Source organism: Dyadobacter luticola, assembly GCF_005860805.1.
Classification (GTDB): Bacteria; Bacteroidota; Bacteroidia; order Cytophagales; family Spirosomataceae; genus Dyadobacter; species Dyadobacter luticola.
In genome coordinates, this window is sequence record NZ_VCEJ01000005.1 from 503,529 (window position 1) to 519,741 (window position 16,213).

General features: G+C 47.9%; 16 protein-coding genes. 10 read left to right on the forward strand and 6 right to left on the reverse strand.

The genetic code is table 11. From position 1 onward, the window contains the following. Window positions 1-5 precede the first annotated feature (5 nt). The gene (locus tag FEN17_RS21215; RefSeq protein ID WP_138367390.1) at window positions 6-905 is read left to right on the forward strand and encodes an EamA family transporter; all 900 of its coding nucleotides are present in this window, start codon (window positions 6-8) and stop codon (window positions 903-905) included. Here FEN17_RS21215 and FEN17_RS21220 read toward each other — a convergent pair. Further along, window positions 902-1,819, reverse strand: coding sequence for a UbiA family prenyltransferase (locus tag FEN17_RS21220; RefSeq protein WP_138367391.1), 918 nt, complete (start codon window positions 1,817-1,819; stop codon window positions 902-904). The genes FEN17_RS21215 and FEN17_RS21220 overlap by 4 nt on opposite strands. Before the next feature lie 131 nt (window positions 1,820-1,950). Here FEN17_RS21220 and FEN17_RS21225 point away from each other — a divergent pair, with 131 nt between their 5' ends. The 6 genes from FEN17_RS21225 (at window position 1,951) to FEN17_RS21250 (ending at window position 7,582) form a co-directional block, all read left to right on the forward strand. Continuing rightward, window positions 1,951-3,501: a M20/M25/M40 family metallo-hydrolase gene (locus tag FEN17_RS21225; protein ID WP_138367392.1), complete on the forward strand. Its 1,551-nt coding sequence runs from the start codon at window positions 1,951-1,953 to the stop codon at window positions 3,499-3,501. Between the two features lie 86 nt (window positions 3,502-3,587). Next, window positions 3,588-4,985 carry a leucyl aminopeptidase family protein gene (locus FEN17_RS21230; protein WP_138367393.1) on the forward strand — a complete coding sequence of 466 codons (1,398 nt, stop codon included), beginning with the start codon at window positions 3,588-3,590 and terminating at the stop codon, window positions 4,983-4,985. Window positions 4,986-5,039: 54 nt separating this feature from the next. Continuing rightward, entirely contained in the window at window positions 5,040-6,254 is a 1,215-nt protein-coding gene (locus FEN17_RS21235) for an ATP-grasp domain-containing protein (RefSeq protein ID WP_138367394.1), read from the forward strand. A gap of 55 nt (window positions 6,255-6,309) precedes the next feature. Continuing rightward, window positions 6,310-6,546, forward strand: a complete 237-nt coding sequence (locus FEN17_RS21240) for a hypothetical protein (RefSeq protein WP_138367395.1) — start codon at window positions 6,310-6,312, stop codon at window positions 6,544-6,546. Beyond that, window positions 6,531-6,929, forward strand: a complete 399-nt coding sequence (locus FEN17_RS21245; RefSeq protein WP_138367396.1) for a type II toxin-antitoxin system VapC family toxin — start codon at window positions 6,531-6,533, stop codon at window positions 6,927-6,929. The genes FEN17_RS21240 and FEN17_RS21245 overlap by 16 nt, the downstream gene beginning before the upstream one ends. Window positions 6,930-7,027: 98 nt before the next feature. Next, window positions 7,028-7,582 carry a hypothetical protein gene (locus FEN17_RS21250; protein ID WP_138367397.1) on the forward strand — a complete coding sequence of 185 codons (555 nt, stop codon included), beginning with the start codon at window positions 7,028-7,030 and terminating at the stop codon, window positions 7,580-7,582. A 36-nt stretch (window positions 7,583-7,618) separates the two neighbouring features. Here FEN17_RS21250 and FEN17_RS21255 read toward each other — a convergent pair whose 3' ends face one another. From FEN17_RS21255 to kduI, 4 genes are read right to left on the reverse strand one after another with little or no spacing between them, the layout of a single operon-like run. Then, complete coding sequence (locus FEN17_RS21255; RefSeq protein WP_138367398.1) at window positions 7,619-8,047, reverse strand: nuclear transport factor 2 family protein; 429 nt, start codon at window positions 8,045-8,047, stop codon at window positions 7,619-7,621. 13 nt (window positions 8,048-8,060) lie between these two features. Continuing rightward, the gene (locus tag FEN17_RS21260; protein WP_138367399.1) at window positions 8,061-9,584 is read right to left on the reverse strand and encodes a tagaturonate reductase; all 1,524 of its coding nucleotides are present in this window, start codon (window positions 9,582-9,584) and stop codon (window positions 8,061-8,063) included. Window positions 9,585-9,606: 22 nt separating this feature from the next. After that, a complete protein-coding gene (locus FEN17_RS21265) occupies window positions 9,607-9,951 on the reverse strand; it encodes a cupin domain-containing protein (protein WP_138367400.1) in 345 nt (114 codons plus the stop codon). An 8-nt stretch (window positions 9,952-9,959) separates the two neighbouring features. Further along, complete coding sequence (gene kduI / locus FEN17_RS21270; protein ID WP_138367401.1) at window positions 9,960-10,790, reverse strand: 5-dehydro-4-deoxy-D-glucuronate isomerase; 831 nt, start codon at window positions 10,788-10,790, stop codon at window positions 9,960-9,962. A gap of 204 nt (window positions 10,791-10,994) precedes the next feature. Here kduI and FEN17_RS21275 point away from each other — a divergent pair, with 204 nt between their 5' ends. Next, on the forward strand, window positions 10,995-12,041 hold the full coding sequence (locus FEN17_RS21275) for a LacI family DNA-binding transcriptional regulator (RefSeq protein WP_138367402.1): 1,047 nt from the start codon (window positions 10,995-10,997) through the stop codon (window positions 12,039-12,041). On the opposite strand, the gene FEN17_RS21280 is transcribed toward FEN17_RS21275, so the two are convergent. Further along, a complete protein-coding gene (locus tag FEN17_RS21280) occupies window positions 12,028-14,172 on the reverse strand; it encodes a glycoside hydrolase family 31 protein (protein ID WP_138367403.1) in 2,145 nt (714 codons plus the stop codon). The genes FEN17_RS21275 and FEN17_RS21280 overlap by 14 nt on opposite strands. A gap of 156 nt (window positions 14,173-14,328) precedes the next feature. On the opposite strand from FEN17_RS21280, the gene FEN17_RS21285 reads away from it, so the two are divergent. Together FEN17_RS21285 and FEN17_RS21290 are read left to right on the forward strand one after the other, a co-directional pair. Beyond that, the gene (locus FEN17_RS21285; RefSeq protein ID WP_138367404.1) at window positions 14,329-14,943 is read left to right on the forward strand and encodes a peroxiredoxin family protein; all 615 of its coding nucleotides are present in this window, start codon (window positions 14,329-14,331) and stop codon (window positions 14,941-14,943) included. A 99-nt stretch (window positions 14,944-15,042) separates the two neighbouring features. Continuing rightward, entirely contained in the window at window positions 15,043-16,203 is a 1,161-nt protein-coding gene (locus FEN17_RS21290; protein ID WP_138367405.1) for a methionine aminotransferase, read from the forward strand. The last annotated feature ends 10 nt before the right edge of the window (window positions 16,204-16,213 follow it).

The window sequence follows — 16,213 nt, forward strand, 5'->3', positions numbered from 1 at the left end:
TATCAATGAAATTCTCGAAATACTATCTCGCCGCTTTTGTCTCGTTTGTGATCTGGGGATTTTTCAGTTTGGCGCTGAAACCTTTGAAAGCGTACGCTTCGCTGGACATTCTGTTTTACAGGGTGTTCCTCTGCGCGGTGATTATGAGCGTGATCAGTTTGCTTGTCAGGCGGGAAGTTTTGAAAGATAATGTGCGCAAATTCCGCGCTATGCCTGCCAAACAAAGGCAGCGGGTAGCATTACTGACATTGGCCGGCGGAATATTATTGACGGCCAACTGGTTCTTCTTCATTTATGTAATGAACCACATCAGCGTCAAAGCCGCCTCATTTGCCTACCTCGTCTGCCCGATCATGACTACGGTGATCGCCTTTTTTGTACTGGACGAAAAGCTGAGCAAGTGGCAGTGGGCCGCGGTTTTACTGAGCATTACCAGTTGTGCGCTGCTCTCTTTCGCCAACATTGCCGACGTCGCTTACAGTATGATCGTCGCTTTATCGTACGCACTTTATCTGGTGAGCCAGCGCAAGAATGCAGGTTTGGATAAATTCCTGGTACTTACGGTGCAGATCCTTTTTTCCGCGCTGATCCTGCTTCCATTTTATCCCAAATACAGCGCAGAAGTACCAGCAGAGCCGGTTTTCTGGATTTTAATATTCCTGATTGCCGTGTTGATGACGATCGTGCCGCTTTTCCTCAACTTGTATGCTTTACAAGGAGTTACCTCTTCCACGATGGGAATTTTGCTGTATATCAATCCCCTGATGAATTTCGCGATCGCACTTTTCTACTTCCACGAGCCGATCAATATGATCCAGATCACGGCTTACTCGCTGATCCTGCTATCGATCGTTGTTTTCAATGAGCGGTTTATTTTCCGGAAAAGGCAAGCTGCTATGAGCTAAAAATGTCCGCCAAAATAGCTGCCTGCCATGCCGCAGACGGCTTTTAAAAGCAACAGACCGTCGATGACGATGAGGTAGTAAAGAATTTTCCTGGGTTTTTGAAGTGAAAATGCGACGAGTAGCATGCCTAAAAAAGGGATCATGTTGAAAAACCTTGCGACCAGGCTGAAATGCCGGTAGGAAGCAAAAACAAGAAAAGAGACAATTCCCACCAACATTAGAGGAATCAGCACATAAAATATAGTACTCCGCAGCCCAAACCGTACCGCGAAAGTTTTCAGCTCAATGTTCGCGTCATCGTCATAATCCTTGATGTCGAACATAATCGCGTTTACGGTGCAGAACATCCAGTTTTTGATAAAAAGCCAGAGTACGATCAGCGGCTCCTGGATGACAATGTTCTTTTCCAGTTTGAGCATGGTGATTGGAAAAAGGTTTACGCAGCCGGCCCAGACAAAGCCGATCACAAATGCTTTAAACCAGCCGGTCCGCCGCAGGTTTAGTTTGATAAAGGATTGAGGCAGAAGCCCGTAATAAAGCACGGCTGCCAATGTTACCCCTGCCAGCAAGAGCCAGTAGTAAACCGGTAATGTCAGTATTTTGGAAAAATATTTAACCAAAAACCATGCGGACATTCCGACACAAAAAACCAGTAAAACTGCCTGGCTGCGACGGATGAAACTGGCGTGCGTGCGGTACCATTCCGTCCGCGGATTGGCTGAAACCTGTTGTGTTTCAGGCACAGAGTAGGCGAATGTGTAGTAAAAAACCGTTGCGGCGAACAAAAGCAGATAATAGCCGACGGAGTTGAAAGGCAGGCCCAACTGCACCGCAGTCTCCACCGACAACGCCACCGCCAGCAGACCGACGAAATAGTTGGCGAAGAAAATGAAAGAGACGATGCGGTTGCCCATGCTGGATTTCGGTAGCGGTTTTTTGAAATGAATAATTAATGTATTGATTTGGAATTTTTGGTGTCACTGCTGTTCACCTGCCCGCTATTTTATACATTAGTTTATAGAAACATGCTTAACTATTCATTTTCATGAAAAAATTTTTCTTACTGATCATTCTCACCTCGACGCTGCACGTACATTCCGGGTACGCGCAAAGTAAAGATCCGGTTGTGGATAACATTGTCAAAGAAGCGACGGAAAACTCGCAACTGGAAAAACTGGCGCACGAGCTGATGGACGTGATCGGGCCGAGGCTGGTGGGGTCGCCGCAGATGATGCAGGCGCACGAGTGGGCCGTGGCCAAATACAAAGGCTGGAACATTACTGCAAAAAATGAAAAATGGGGCGAATGGCGCGGCTGGGAGCGGGGCGTTTCGCACATTGATATGATCGCGCCGCGGGTGAAATCGCTGGAAGGAATGCAGCTGGCATGGAGCCCGGGCACAGGCGGAAAACCGGTGACGGGCGATGTAATTATTTTGCCGGATGTGGCTGATTCTGTGGCTTTGCAAAAATGGCTGCCGTCGGTGAAAGGTAAATTTGTGATGATCAGCATGAACCAGCCGACTGGCCGCCCGGACTATAACTGGCAGGAATTTGCGACGAAAGAGTCTTTTGAAAAAATGAAAAAAGACCGCGATGCGCAAACCGAAGCCTGGACAGCCCGCATGAAAAAAACCGGCTACACCACCCGTACATTACCTCCGGCTCTGGAAAAAGCAGGCGCAGCAGGCGTCGTAATGAGTTATTGGTCAAAGGGTTTCGGGGCTAATAAAATTTTTGGAGCTTATACCAAAAAAGTACCGACTGTGGACATTTCCCTGGAAGATTACGGCTTGCTATACCGGCTCGCGGAATCGGGTAACACACCGAAAATCAGTGTGCGCGCCGACTCAAAAGAAACGGGTATCAGCCAGACATTCAATACGATCGGCGAAATTAAAGGAACTGAAAAACCGAATGAATACGTGCTCCTTTCCGCGCATTTCGATTCGTGGGACGGCGGCTCGGGCGCGACGGATAATGGTACCGGCACGATCGTGATGATGGAGGCGATGCGGATCTTGAAAAAGGTTTATCCAAACCCTAAAAGAACGATTCTGGTGGGACATTGGGGAAGTGAGGAGCAGGGTTTGAATGGTTCGAGGGCTTTCGTGGAGGACCATCCGGAAATCGTACAGAACATTCAGGCGTTGTTCAACCAAGATAATGGTACCGGCCGCGTCGTGAATTTGCAGGGTCAGGGTTTTGTGAATTCATACGATTACCTGGGCCGCTGGCTGAGCCACGTGCCGGAAGCGTACAAAGCGGGTATTGAAACCAAATTCCCTGGTGCACCCGGCGGCGGCGGTTCTGACTTCGCATCATTCGTAGCAGCTGGCGCGCCGGCATTTTCGCTGAGCTCTTTGAATTGGTCTTACGGCACCTATACCTGGCATACCAACCGCGACACGTATGATAAAGTGGTTTTCGACGACGTCCGTACGAACGCCATCATCGCCGCGATCATGGCCTACGAAGCGAGCGAAGATCCAGCAAAAACTTCCCGCGACAAAGCGATTTTACCCGCAAATGCTGACGGCAAGCCGGGCACGTGGCCGGAGCAGAGAAAAGCAACCCGCAAAGGCGGCCTCGACTAATCGGGATTACATTTTCATAGCAAGCACTTTCAAAAGCAAAGACTTATATTGTCTTTGCTTTTTTTATGTTTTTAAAATTCAATGCAATGCAGATCAGGCAAATACAGGAAATAGACGAAGATATATTAGTAATCAGACCATTTGAGCAAGGTTCGGAGCCGGAAAATCAGGCGATGTTCAAGGCCGAAAAAGGAGAGGTTTGGTGGTTTTCTTCCAAAGAACTTTGGGTAGGTCTGGGCAAGACGCCGAAGCTGCCTGCGATTATCAAGATTTTCAGGTCTTTATTTTTCAAAAGAAAAGATCGCTGGCCGGAGCAGATTACGCTGGATGCGCGGGGTTTTGGCGCCGAGTGGGTGGAATTTGCGATTAACGGAATGATGCTGGGCGGCTATAATCTGCAACTTTATAAAACCGAGCCGAAACCTGTCAGTACCTTTTTCAAAGAGGGAACATTGTTTGTGCTGGTCAATCAAGGGGATTCTCTCGACAATGCTATTTCCAATGCTTCCAAAACTGCGCTTGTCCAGATACGCATCATGGACCTCATGAATGCGCCTGGGAATTACAAAACACCCGCAACATTGGCGGAGTGGGCAGTAGAATCCGGAAGAGCAAATAATTACCTGGTGACTGTTTTTGATAAACCTAAACTGGAAGAACTCGGTATGCATGCTTTGCTGGCGGTGAACAAAGGCAGCGACGTGCCGCCGGTGATGATCGTTTCGGAATACAAGCCTGAACATTATCAAAAAACCGTCGCGCTGGTTGGAAAAGGCGTCACGTTTGATACCGGCGGCATTTCGATTAAACCTTCGGCCAATATGCATTTGATGAAAAGCGATATGGGCGGCGCGGCGGCGGTTTTGGGGACGATTGAACTGGCTGTTCAACTGAATTTGCCCGTGAGGATTATCGGTGTCATCCCGTCCACCGAAAATTGCGTCGACGGCTCCTCGACCAAGCCGGGCGATGTGATCGGTTCATACTCCGGAAAAACCATTGAAGTAATTGATACCGACGCCGAAGGCCGGCTGATCCTTGCCGACGGACTCAGTTATGCGGTAAAAGAATACGCTCCTGACGTGCTCATCGACCTCGCCACATTGACCGGCAGCGTGATCCAGACATTGGGTTACGAAGCGGCCGGATTATTTACACCCAATGATACCTTGGCCGAAGAACTCACGAAAGCAGGCGAAATCACCGGTGAGCGGCTCTGGCGGCTGCCGGTCTGGAACGAATACAAGGAAGAGATTTCCTCCGACATTGCCGACTTGAAAAACTACCATGGCAAGCCGCTGGCCGGCGCGATCGTCGCTGCGAAATTCCTGGAAGTTTTCACGGAAAGCCACGCGGCCTGGGCGCATCTGGACATTGCAGGGATGGCTTTTGGTGACATGGAATTCGCGCCGGGGCGGGCAGGCACCGCTTACGGCATCCGGCTTTTGCGCCAGTATTTAACTATTTTGACAGCTGCCGAATAAGGAAATCAAATTTATATTATGTAAATTCTGGCACTTTCCACCAAATCTACGCTTATGACCCGACCGCTTACTTTCCTCTGCATATCGACATATTTCAAGGGTAACGACTTTCTGAGAGCCTGCAAGGAAGCAGGTAACAAGGTCTATTTGATCACCGCGAAAAAGCTGGAAAACAAACCGTGGGCGAGGGAGTCGGTGGATGAATTTTTTTATGTGGAGGAGAAGGAAGATGGCCGGTATAACATGAATGAGATCATCAACGGTCTGGCGTACGTCATGCGCACCCGACCGATCGACCGCGTGGTGGCGCTGGATGATTTTGATGTGGAAAAAGCCGCGCATATCCGCGAATATTTCAGGATACCGGGCATGGGGCAAACGACGGGCCGGTATTTCCGCGACAAGCTGGCCATGCGTACCAAAGCCGCCGAGTCGGGCATTCTGGTGCCGGGTTTTTCGGCGCTTTTTAATGATGATGAAATCAATCGTTTTATCGAAAAATATCCGGGGCCATGGATGGTAAAACCACGCTCCGAAGCTTCTGCGACGGGTATCAAAAAGTTGCACGAGGCGAGTGAATTATGGCAGACCATCCATGATCTGGGCGATAAAAGGCATTCTTACCTGGTGGAGCAGTTCAAGCCGGGAGATGTATACCACGTGGATTCAATTTCGTATAATGGCAGGGTGATTTTTTCCTGGAACAGCAAATACCTTGCACCACCTTTCGATGTGGCGCACGGCGGCGGCATTTTCCGATCGGTAACGGTTCCGTTCGATTCTTCGGAAGATCATGCACTGGAAACATTGGCCGTTGATCTGCTGAAAGCATTTGGCCTGAAACACAGCGCGTCTCATACCGAAGTAATCCGCTGCCATGAAGACGGGAAATATTATTTTCTGGAAACTTCTTCCCGCGTCGGGGGAGCCAATTTATCCGAAATGGTCGATGCTTCTTCGGGCATCAACCTTTGGAAAGAGTGGGCCAGAATGGAAACTGCCGAGGCCAGAGGTGATAATTACAAACTGCCGCCCGTCCGGAAGGAATATTCAGGCATCATTATCTCGCTCACCCGCCAGGAATGGCCGGATATGTCGGTTTTCAATGATCCCGAAATCGTCTGGCGCATGGAAGAACCCTATCACGTCGGGCTCGTCGTCCGCTCAAAATCAAGGGATAAAGTAATCGAGCTGCTTGACCGGTACGCAGATATAATTCAAAGAAATTACCACGCCTCCGCGCCGGTACCGGAGCGGCCTGCACATTGATAAGAAGTGAAAATATGTTGCGTTTTGTTAATTTAGTATGAGAATTTGGAGAGATATGGAATTAACGATCAATGTTGAATATGAGCAGATTTTGAAGCTGGCAAAACAGTTGCCAGCAGCTAAAATCATACAATTAAAATCTGATTTGAACACGGATTTTATTGAAAACAAAGCAGAAAAGGAGATTTCTGACTTCCAACGATTTTTATTATCCGGCCCCGTGATGACAGATGACCAATTGAAGGATTTTAAGCAAAACAGAGAGTCCTGGAATGTATGGAGAAAGAAGTAATATGTCTTGATACGTCCGTCCTCATTGATTTTTATAGAAAAAAGGATAAGACCAAATCGTTTTTCTATAACCTAACCAATACCTACAATGTCTTTGCGGTATCTGTTGTGACTGAATATGAGATTTTGACCGGGAGTAAAGAAATTAAAGATATTTTTTGGGAGGCTTTTTTCAGCAATGTTGAGGTGTTATCATTTGATCGTAACGTAAATGACATTGCCGTGCAGGTTTTCAAGCAATTAAAAGCTTCAAATAAACTGATTGAAATTCCGGACATCATCATTGGCGCCACAGCGATAGCCCACAATTACAAGCTTGCGACATTAAACAAAAAGCATTTTGACAGAATAGCAGGATTGACACTTATTGATCCGGTTAAGTAAAAGTAAATACGATAGCTTCTGGCACTCAGGCGTACCAATTTTAAAATACTGCCTGAGTGTTTTTTATTTCAACTTCCTTTTAACCTAAACTAAACAGCATGAAAACATTTACCAGTTACCTTTTTGCCATTTTGTGTTTTTGTGCTGTCTTGACTGGTTGCAAGGATGATGAGGAAGTGGCGCCGAAGAGTACCATGACGTACGACGGAAAGGAGTATGATCTCGCGAATGGTTTGATTATCGAATATGGCAAATATCCACCGCATGAAGGGAATGTTGAACAACTTTTCCTGACTTCCTCCGGCGTTAAAATCCGCGCGAATGGTGCCAAAATTGACTCCATTTATGGCGTGGGACATGCCATTTTATTTGAATTGCTGACCAATGGTGACGGTGAGCTGACAGTCGGAGACTATTCCTTTGATTACTCTCAGGGACCTTATAAAGTCAATAGCTTCGTGTATTCCTATGCCGTTTTCGACGCGGATTTTGTCACCAGGCGGCAGACCAAGTACGAAATGATTTCAGGCACGGTGAAGGTTGCGAAAGACAAAGACAACTATGTCATCACATTCGATTGCATTGAAAGTAATGGAAAGCAAGTTAAAGGTTACTTCAACGGGCCGATCATATTTTACGATCAAAAGAAATAATAACTTTTGCTTTTCCAGGCTTTTTTGATATCCCTGCTAAAACTTAAAAGCCTGCCTGCCAAGCAGCAGCCAGTTACCCTTTACTTTCTGAAAAACCAGCAAAACGCGAATGTTGATAGGCGCGGGTTCTTTGCCTTTGTTATGCGTTTCGCCAACGAGGTGGTGCCGTACCAGAGCTACATCGCCGGAAATAGTGATGGTTTGCTCACTCAGCTCGATTTTAGTAAAGTTAGCGTCGCCGCTAGTGAGCGCGCGGATGAATGCTTTTTTGTCTTCCAAAAGCCCATTTGAATGTCCGTAGCTAAGCATCGGAGAGGTCAGCTTGTCCAGGTCGGCTTCGTTGGCGTCGACCAATGCTACGCGTAGTTTTTCGACGGCGTCGGCGATGGCTTTTTCGTCGCCCTGCGCCATCAACAATGTGTTACTTAGGATAAGGAATGCAAGGAGGAATAATGTTCTTTTCATGTTGGTTCAGGATTCAGGCGTACTCGACTTTTTTGAGAAAATTTTGAAGCGTTTCAAAGGTACCGATTTGTTTGAAAGATTCCAGATGTGCGCTGATCTGGCTTACGAGCACATGATTCCGGGAAAGATCTTTACCCCAAAGTGATTGTTCTTTCAGGATAATCCGTACCATATCAGTGATCGAAGCGAGCTGCCATTTTTGATAAAAATACTGGGCTTTCTGATCCTGGATGGGATAATGTTTGCCATTTGAAAAACCAAAATACTGGTCGCCATCCTTCCGCACGGCTTTCATGTAATACAAATAAGTGGCGAAACCGAAAACCATGTATTCAGGCACAGTACCATGGATTTTCTCAAATTCAAAAAAAGTCGGCATCACCCGTGACACAATTTTGGCGGAATAATTTTGGGTGATGTTCAGCCACTTATGCTGAATGTGCGGGTTTCTGAAACGTTCGAGCACTTGTCGGCTAAAATTCACTGCAACCAGTTTTTCCACCGGGTAGGGGATTGCCGGCGCGATTTCGGCTTCCATTAAATGTGCGAGATAGCTGGCAAAAAACGGATTTTCCATCGCCTCCACCACCGTCGGAAAGCCGCATAAATGCGCCAGTCCGCCGCCCAAAGTATGTGCGCCATTGAGCAGGCGCAGCTTCAATTCGCGGTAAAGCTCAATGTCGGGTTCAATGATCATCCCCGGGTCGACCCCGAAAAAAGGCAGCTTTTGCCGGATCCGCTCATCGCCCTCGATCGCCCATAAACGATAACTTTCGGCAGTAATCAGCAAATCGTCCTGGTATCCTAGCTCTTCTTCAAAGTTTTTCAGCCTGGCGGGGTCCGGTTTTCCGGGTACAATGCGGTCTACCAGTGAGTTACAGAATGCATTATGTTTTTCAATCCAATCAATAAATGCAGGTTCGAGACCATTCCGGTGGGCCAGTTCCAGTACGATGGCTTCCAGTTTTTTACCATTATCTGTGATCAGCTCGGTGGGTATAATGGTCACGCCAAAATCAGGATTACCGCCGAAAGCCATATATCTCGCATATAAAAATGCCAGTAGCTTGCCGGGAAACGACACCGGCGGCCACTGGTAAATATCGTCCTGCACGAGCTGAATGCCTATTTCCGTCGTATTTGAAATAACAATCGAAACCGCAGGGTTTTTGGCTAGGTCCAGCACGAGCGACCATTGTGTTTTGGCATACAAAACCCGGCTGATCGCCGAAGAAATGATGTTTTCCTCCTGCGCCTCGCCATTTTTGATTCCCCTCGTGCAAATGGTGTACAGATTATCCTGCCGGTCGAAAGCCTTCAAATCGCCATCATCGGTCGATTTTACAACCACGATCCGACCATTGAAAACACCATTCCTGTTGGCTTTGTCAATAAAATAATCGGCCAGCCCGCGAAGGAAAGCGCCGGTACCAAATTGCAGTACCTTTTCGGGCAGGTGAAAAACAGCATCGTCCGGAACTGTGAGCCCGGGCTGGTTGCGTAACTGCCGTAATGTTTCCCGAAAAAGATGTCCCATGATTTGTCGCTTTTTGGAAAAACTATTTCACAAAATCTTCGCGCATCGGCGTGAAAATATCCACCAGTGTCCCGGCTTGCAGGCAAAGCGCCCCATGCTCAATGTTGGGCGGAATGTGGTAGGCGTCGCCTTTTTTAAGCGTTTTCCTCACTTCACCGATGATAATTTCAAATTCCCCGCTTTCTACGTAACTCATTTGCGTGTGAAAATGGCTGTGCAACGTGCCGACGCCACCTTGCTCAAATTCGACTTTCACCATCATGATGTTCTCGTCGTAGCCCATAACTTTGCGCCTTAGTCCCCCGCCCAGATCTTCCCACGAAATATCAGTATCGTAAATAAATTGTTCTGCTTCCCTGTCGTCCATATACGTTGCTATTTTAAATCGGGAATCAAAACTGCGTCCATGTCGGTGTAATCTTTGTTTTCCCCGGCCATCCCCCAGATAAATGAATAATTGGAAGTACCGCAGCCCGAATGTATCGACCACGGCGGCGAGATAACTGCCTGCCTGTCAGCGACCCACAAATGCCGCGTTTCGGCAGGCTGACCCATCAAATGCAATACGCGCTGATTTTCGGGCACATCAAAATAACAGTAAGCCTCCATCCGCCGGTCGTGGACGTGGGCGGGCATGGTGTTCCAGACGCTGCCGGTTTGCAGCACCGTAAGACCCATCACCAGCTGCGCGCTCTGGATGCCGTCTTTATGAATGTATTTGTAAATCGTCCGGTGATTGGATGTCTCCACACTTCCCACGGTTACCGGCGTAGCGTCTTCTTTTGTGAAAAGTTGGTTCGGATATTTCTGGTGCGCCGGGGAAGATAGCAGGTAAAAAACGGCCGGATTCGCTGCGTCTGCGCTAGCCAATGTTAGCGACTGGGTTTCTTTGCCGGCGTAAAAACAGCCCAGTTTTTCAATGTCATAACTGGTCCCGTCCGCAGAAATATGCCCGCGGCCGCCAATGTTGATGATGCCAATTTCCCTTCTTTCAAGGAAATATTGCGATTTTAAAGCATCGTAAGTTTCAAGCTGCAAAATATTGTTGACCGGAATCGCGCCGCCGATCATCACTCTGTCGTAATGTGTATAGACGAAATTGATCTGGTCGGGCTGAAAAATGTTTTCTACCAGGAAATTTTCACGAAGGGTATCGGTATTCATTTGGGGTACTTCCCGGGGACTGCTTTCAAAGCGTATCTGCATTTTGGCTGAGGTTCGATGAGAAATTGGGACTTGTGTTTTTCGGGGTAAGCTCTAAATTTAGCGTCGGTAGAAGAAAGCGCTTCACGCAAACGAGTTTAGATTGAATAATTAGAAATATCAAATACTAAATTGTCTTTTTTTGTGCAATCGTTATCGGGAACGTTGCCATTTGTACATTGATAAGATCGAACAAACCAAATTATCTTGGAAGCAATTACAATCAAGGATATTGCCAAAGCATTAAATCTCTCAACTTCTACGGTTTCACGGGCGCTGCGCAACAGCTATGAGATCAACCCCGAAACCAAAAGACTGGTGATGGAGTATGCCGAAAAGATGAATTACCGGCCCAATCCGATCGCACTGAGCCTGAAAGACAGTAAGAGCAAGTCGATAGGTGTCATTATTCCCGAAATCGCCAATCATTTCTTTTCCCAGCTCATCAATGGCATCGAGTCCATCGCGTATAATCTGGGTTACCACGTAGTTATTTTTCAAAGCCACGATTCTTACGAGCGGGAAGTAGCCAATACCAATTACTTGGTTTCCAGGAAGGTGGATGGTCTGCTGATTTCGCTGGCAAGCCTTACCACAAATTTATTTCACTTTCAGGATTTGATGGAAAAAGGGCTGCCGATCGTTTTTCTGGATCGGGTACCCAAGGAAATCGAAACACATAAGGTGGTAGCTGATAATTTCGACGGGAGCTACCGGGCGACAGTCCACCTGATCGAAAGCGGGCGGAGAAGAATTGCACACGTGACGAGTCCTATCTACCTGTCTATCACCACCGAGCGACTGGCGGGTTATAAAAAAGCGCTGGAAGATTTCGACATTCCTTTTGACGAATCGCTGGTGAAATACTGCATTTATGGCGGCAAAGTGGTGGAAGAAAATGAAGCCGCGATGGAAGAGTTACTCAACCTCCCTGAGCCGCCCGACGCCTTTTTCACCGCCAGCGACCGGCTTACTACCGGCTGCATGGCCGTATTACAAAAACGCCACATTAAAATCCCGGAAGAAATCGCGATCGTCGGTTTTACCAACATTAGCGTCGCTGAGTTATTAAATCCGCCACTGACTGCCGTCGTGCAACCGGCGATGGAAATGGGCCAGCAGGCTGTGGAATTGCTGATCCGCCTCATCGAACATCCACAAAAAACCGGCGACTATGAAATCCGGTCGCTCCAAACTTCCCTGATTTTACGGGATTCCTCGGTCGGTTCGAAAGTCAACATTAAGGTGTCATAAAGCGCCAGGTGACTGCGCCAATGTTGTTGGGTTTGCCGGATTCTTCTTTTGAAATACTGCCTTTGAAGCTGCCATTTTTCTGTTTTTCGACTTTGATTTCCCGCCACGCGAACATTCCTTTTTCGTAATCGAATGTATTCCCGTCGTCGTCGTACAGTTTATAGCTGCTGTTTTTCTCACCATAATGCCTGATTTCCAGGTCCACTTTCTCGCCCGATTTCGGCGCATGCAGTTTCATGGGCATCATTGGAATAATCCCGCCGTCTTTTACATAAACCGGAATCTGGTCCAGGCCCGGCGTAATGCTGATCACCTCCCCGTCGCCCACGAATTTTCCGGTGTAGAAGTCATACCATTTTCCTTTTGGTAAAATCACTTTGCGGGTGGTTTGTCCGGTAAAAAGCGGGGCTACCAGCAAATATTCCCCGGCCATGTACTGATCTTTCACTTCACGCGTAACTGCTTCTGCATAAGGGTTATCTTCCAGACTGGCGGTTGTCTTTTCTTTTTTAATGTCGATACCAAAACCTTCTTCCAAACTCATCCCGCGAAAAGGCGGAATGCCTTCATAATGGTATTTGGCAAACTCTGAATACCAGTAAGGCATCATCTTCATCCGCAGCTCGGCCACGGCCTTGATCTGCGGCGCCACTTCCGGAAATGTCCACGGCTCCATGCTGCTTGACCAGGCATTGATCATCGCCATCGGGGAAAAACAAACGGTTTGAAACCGCCGCAGCCACTCTTCCGCAGTTTTGGAAGCGCGAACCTCCGGCGTCCACAAAACACCCGCATAGCCACTGTTAATCAATGCGGTAATAAAATCTTCGTGGCTGTAATTGTCATTATAAATCACATAAGGAAACGACGAGCCGCCCGCATTCGAGCCGCGCACCAAGCCATAAGTGCGCATATTATTCCGCCGGAACATTTCGAAACTCTGCTTTTGAACCAGCAAACCGTAAGTCTGGCGAATCTGCTCGGAAGTATGCCCGGAAGGGAAAGTAGCGACGTCCGGCCAAACGTAGGAATCGAAACCATCCACTTCGTCGATCTTATACCCGCTGACACCGATTTTTACATGTTCTTTTTCAAACTGATCAAATAAAATCTTGCTGGCTTCGGGCATGGACAAGTCTGGCACAATGCCATTCCAGACGAGGTGTGAGCCTGTGTAGGGTTTTATTTTCTGATAAATCGCCGCGTCGGGAGATACATAAGGATTTGTCCAAAGATTGATCTTGATACCCATCGCATCCATTTCCTTTACAAATTTGGCCGGGTCGGGAAATCTCGATTTGTCCCATTCAAATGTGCAGGGGTAGGATTTGCTTTGCCAGCCGGGTTCCAGACCGATAAAATCAAGCGGGAAACCTTTGTCTTCAAAAGCTTTCGCCTCCTGCTTCACCTGCTCCGAGGTAGACAGCCGGTGCACGCGCTGCGTAAACCCAAGTCCCCAGCGCGGAGGCAGGCACCCGCCGCCACTCAGGAGGTTAAACCGCTGTATGGCATTCAAAGGCTTCGGCCCGGCGAAAATGTAGATTTCCACGCCCTCGGCCGGGATTAGCATTTCCACCGCATCGGAGTACGGGTGTGCTTCCCAATTATTATCCGTATTGCGGTCCATCACTTTTGCCGGCTCCCGGGCATCTTTCCGCACATGTGAGCCCGCGTACACATCCATGTACTTCGCCGAGTTCACGAACACGCCGTAGCCGCTCGACGATACATAAAAGGGCGTCGGGGCATGGGTGCGGCCATTGTCGGTTTTGCCATAATGGTCGGCGTGCAATTGCAATATCTTTCCGCGCTGGTGAATGGTCTGGAAATTCAGCCCGAAGCCAAAAAGCTGCTCATTTCTTTCGAGCGGAAACCGCAGGTAAGTCTTGCCGGAGTTAAGCTGAAAATGGATTTCCTGCGCATTGAGCGGGAAATCTGCCTTCGCCATTTTTTGTAATGCAGGTGCCGGCGTCACATCGGCAGCTTTCAGCAGGTCATAGCTATCAGGCTTCCCGGCAACTCCTTTCCATACGCCGGGATAGATTTCCTGCCACTGGATATTTTGGGCAAAAAGCGTTGAGAATATCAGTGAAAAAGCAACCAGAAAGAGCCAGCGGAGAAGGGAATGCATGATTTTGAATGTCTAGGACCTAAGTCAATAAGAGTCAATTTTTGTTTTATACTAAAAAATAAATCGGGAGAAATTAGTCTACTAAATTTGTAGGATATATAGATTAATAATATCTTTGGCTTAGTTACATTATTTGAGCACATTCCTGACAAAATCATGTATTACGAAATAGAAGACGAACTCGGCAACATTTCTACGCTGCAAGTCCAGCAGCGCGTGGCGGCAGAACCGGCTGAGGAGCTGAAAAGAGGGGATATCGCGCCGCTTTTTTACCTGGGCAATGAAGAAGGTTTTCCTGTGACTTCGCTCACAGGTTCCAGCTTTGGAGAATCGGCATCTTTGATTGATTTATTACAATATAAACCGTTGGTACTGAGCTTTTTTTGCAACTGCTGGGGTCGGTATGCGCCGAAACATCTGGATATGCTGAAAAAGCTCGCTCCGGAGGTGCAGGCACTCGGTGGGCAGGTTTTGATTCTCACAAATGAGTCGCGGAAGGAAATTGAGCGGATCACCAAAAAGCTTGAAATCGAGCTGCCGGTTTATCATGATAAAAATTACAATGTGGCGCGCTCGTATGGTGTGTACTCCGAAACTTCGCCGATCTGGGACCGTATTGCAGGGATTTCTGAGGATGTTTTCACGCCCTCTTTATTTGTAATTGGGAAAGACAGGAGGGTTGCCTACACATTCATCGATGATAATTTTGACGGTACGCCCGATGTAAAAAGCGTTCTCGATGAAGTTTACGACTGGAAGAACAGAAAATAAACATTGACACGTCTAACAAACCCGCGTGAGCACGGTTGTCAACCATTATCTTTGACAATCGCCGCTGATGCGGGTTTTTGTTGTAAAAATTTACCAGATATGTTTTTGAAATCAGGCATGCAGTCCAAGCTTCCGAGGGTCGGGACAACGATTTTTACTAAAATGTCGAAGCTGGCGGAGGAGCATCAGGCGATTAATCTGGCGCAGGGTTTCCCGGAGTTTGACTGCGCGCCGGAGTTGCAGGTTTTGGTTGATAAATATGTCAGGTCGGGCAAAAACCAATATGCGCCCATGGCTGGTGTGATGGCTCTGCGGGAGGCGATTTCGCAAAAGATTTTTACTTCGTCCAGTCACGAATACCATCCCGAATCCGAGATAACCATCACCAGTGGCGCTACGGAGGCACTTTTTGTGGCGATCAGCACGGTTGTCCAGCGCGGCGATGAGGTGATCGTTTTTGAGCCGGCTTATGACAGCTACGTCCCGGCCATCGAGTTGAATGGCGGGATTCCGGTTTTCGTCACGCTCGATCCGCAGTATGAAACGATTGACTGGAATGTTGTCGCCTCCAAAATCAGTCCGCAGACCAGGGCGATCCTTGTTAACACGCCGCATAATCCGACGGGGAATGTTTGGAAAGCATCCGATTTGCAGCATCTGGCGGCGCTGGCGGAAGAAAATGGTTTGTTTGTGATCAGCGACGAGGTGTATGAGCACATTGTTTTCGACGGGCGCCAGCATATCTCCGCGTCGTCGATTCCCGGCTTGGCGGAGCGCACATTTGCCTGCGGCTCATTTGGTAAAACATTTCATACAACCGGCTGGAAACTGGGCTACTGCCTTGCACCCGCCAAACTGACCGCCGAATTCAGGAAAATTCACCAGTATGTTGTTTTCAGCGTCGTCACGCCAATTCAGTTTGCAGTGGCGGAACACCTGGCCGAGCCGGAACATTACCTGAAACTTTCCGAATTTTACGAGCGCAAGCGAAACCTGTTTTTTGATGCCATCAATGATATCGGTTTTATCACAAGACCATCGGAAGGCAGCTTTTTTCAGAATGTTTCCTACGCAAATCTCTCCCCCGAAAACGACCGCACATTATCCGAAAGGTTGACCATCGAAACCGGCGTGGCATCGATCCCCGTCTCTGCTTTTTATGATAACATCACGGATTTCAAGACTTTACGTTTTTGTTTTGCCAAAAATGATGATACACTTTTAAGAGCAGCGGAGGCACTGCATAAGGTGGTTTGGTAAAAGTTTGCCG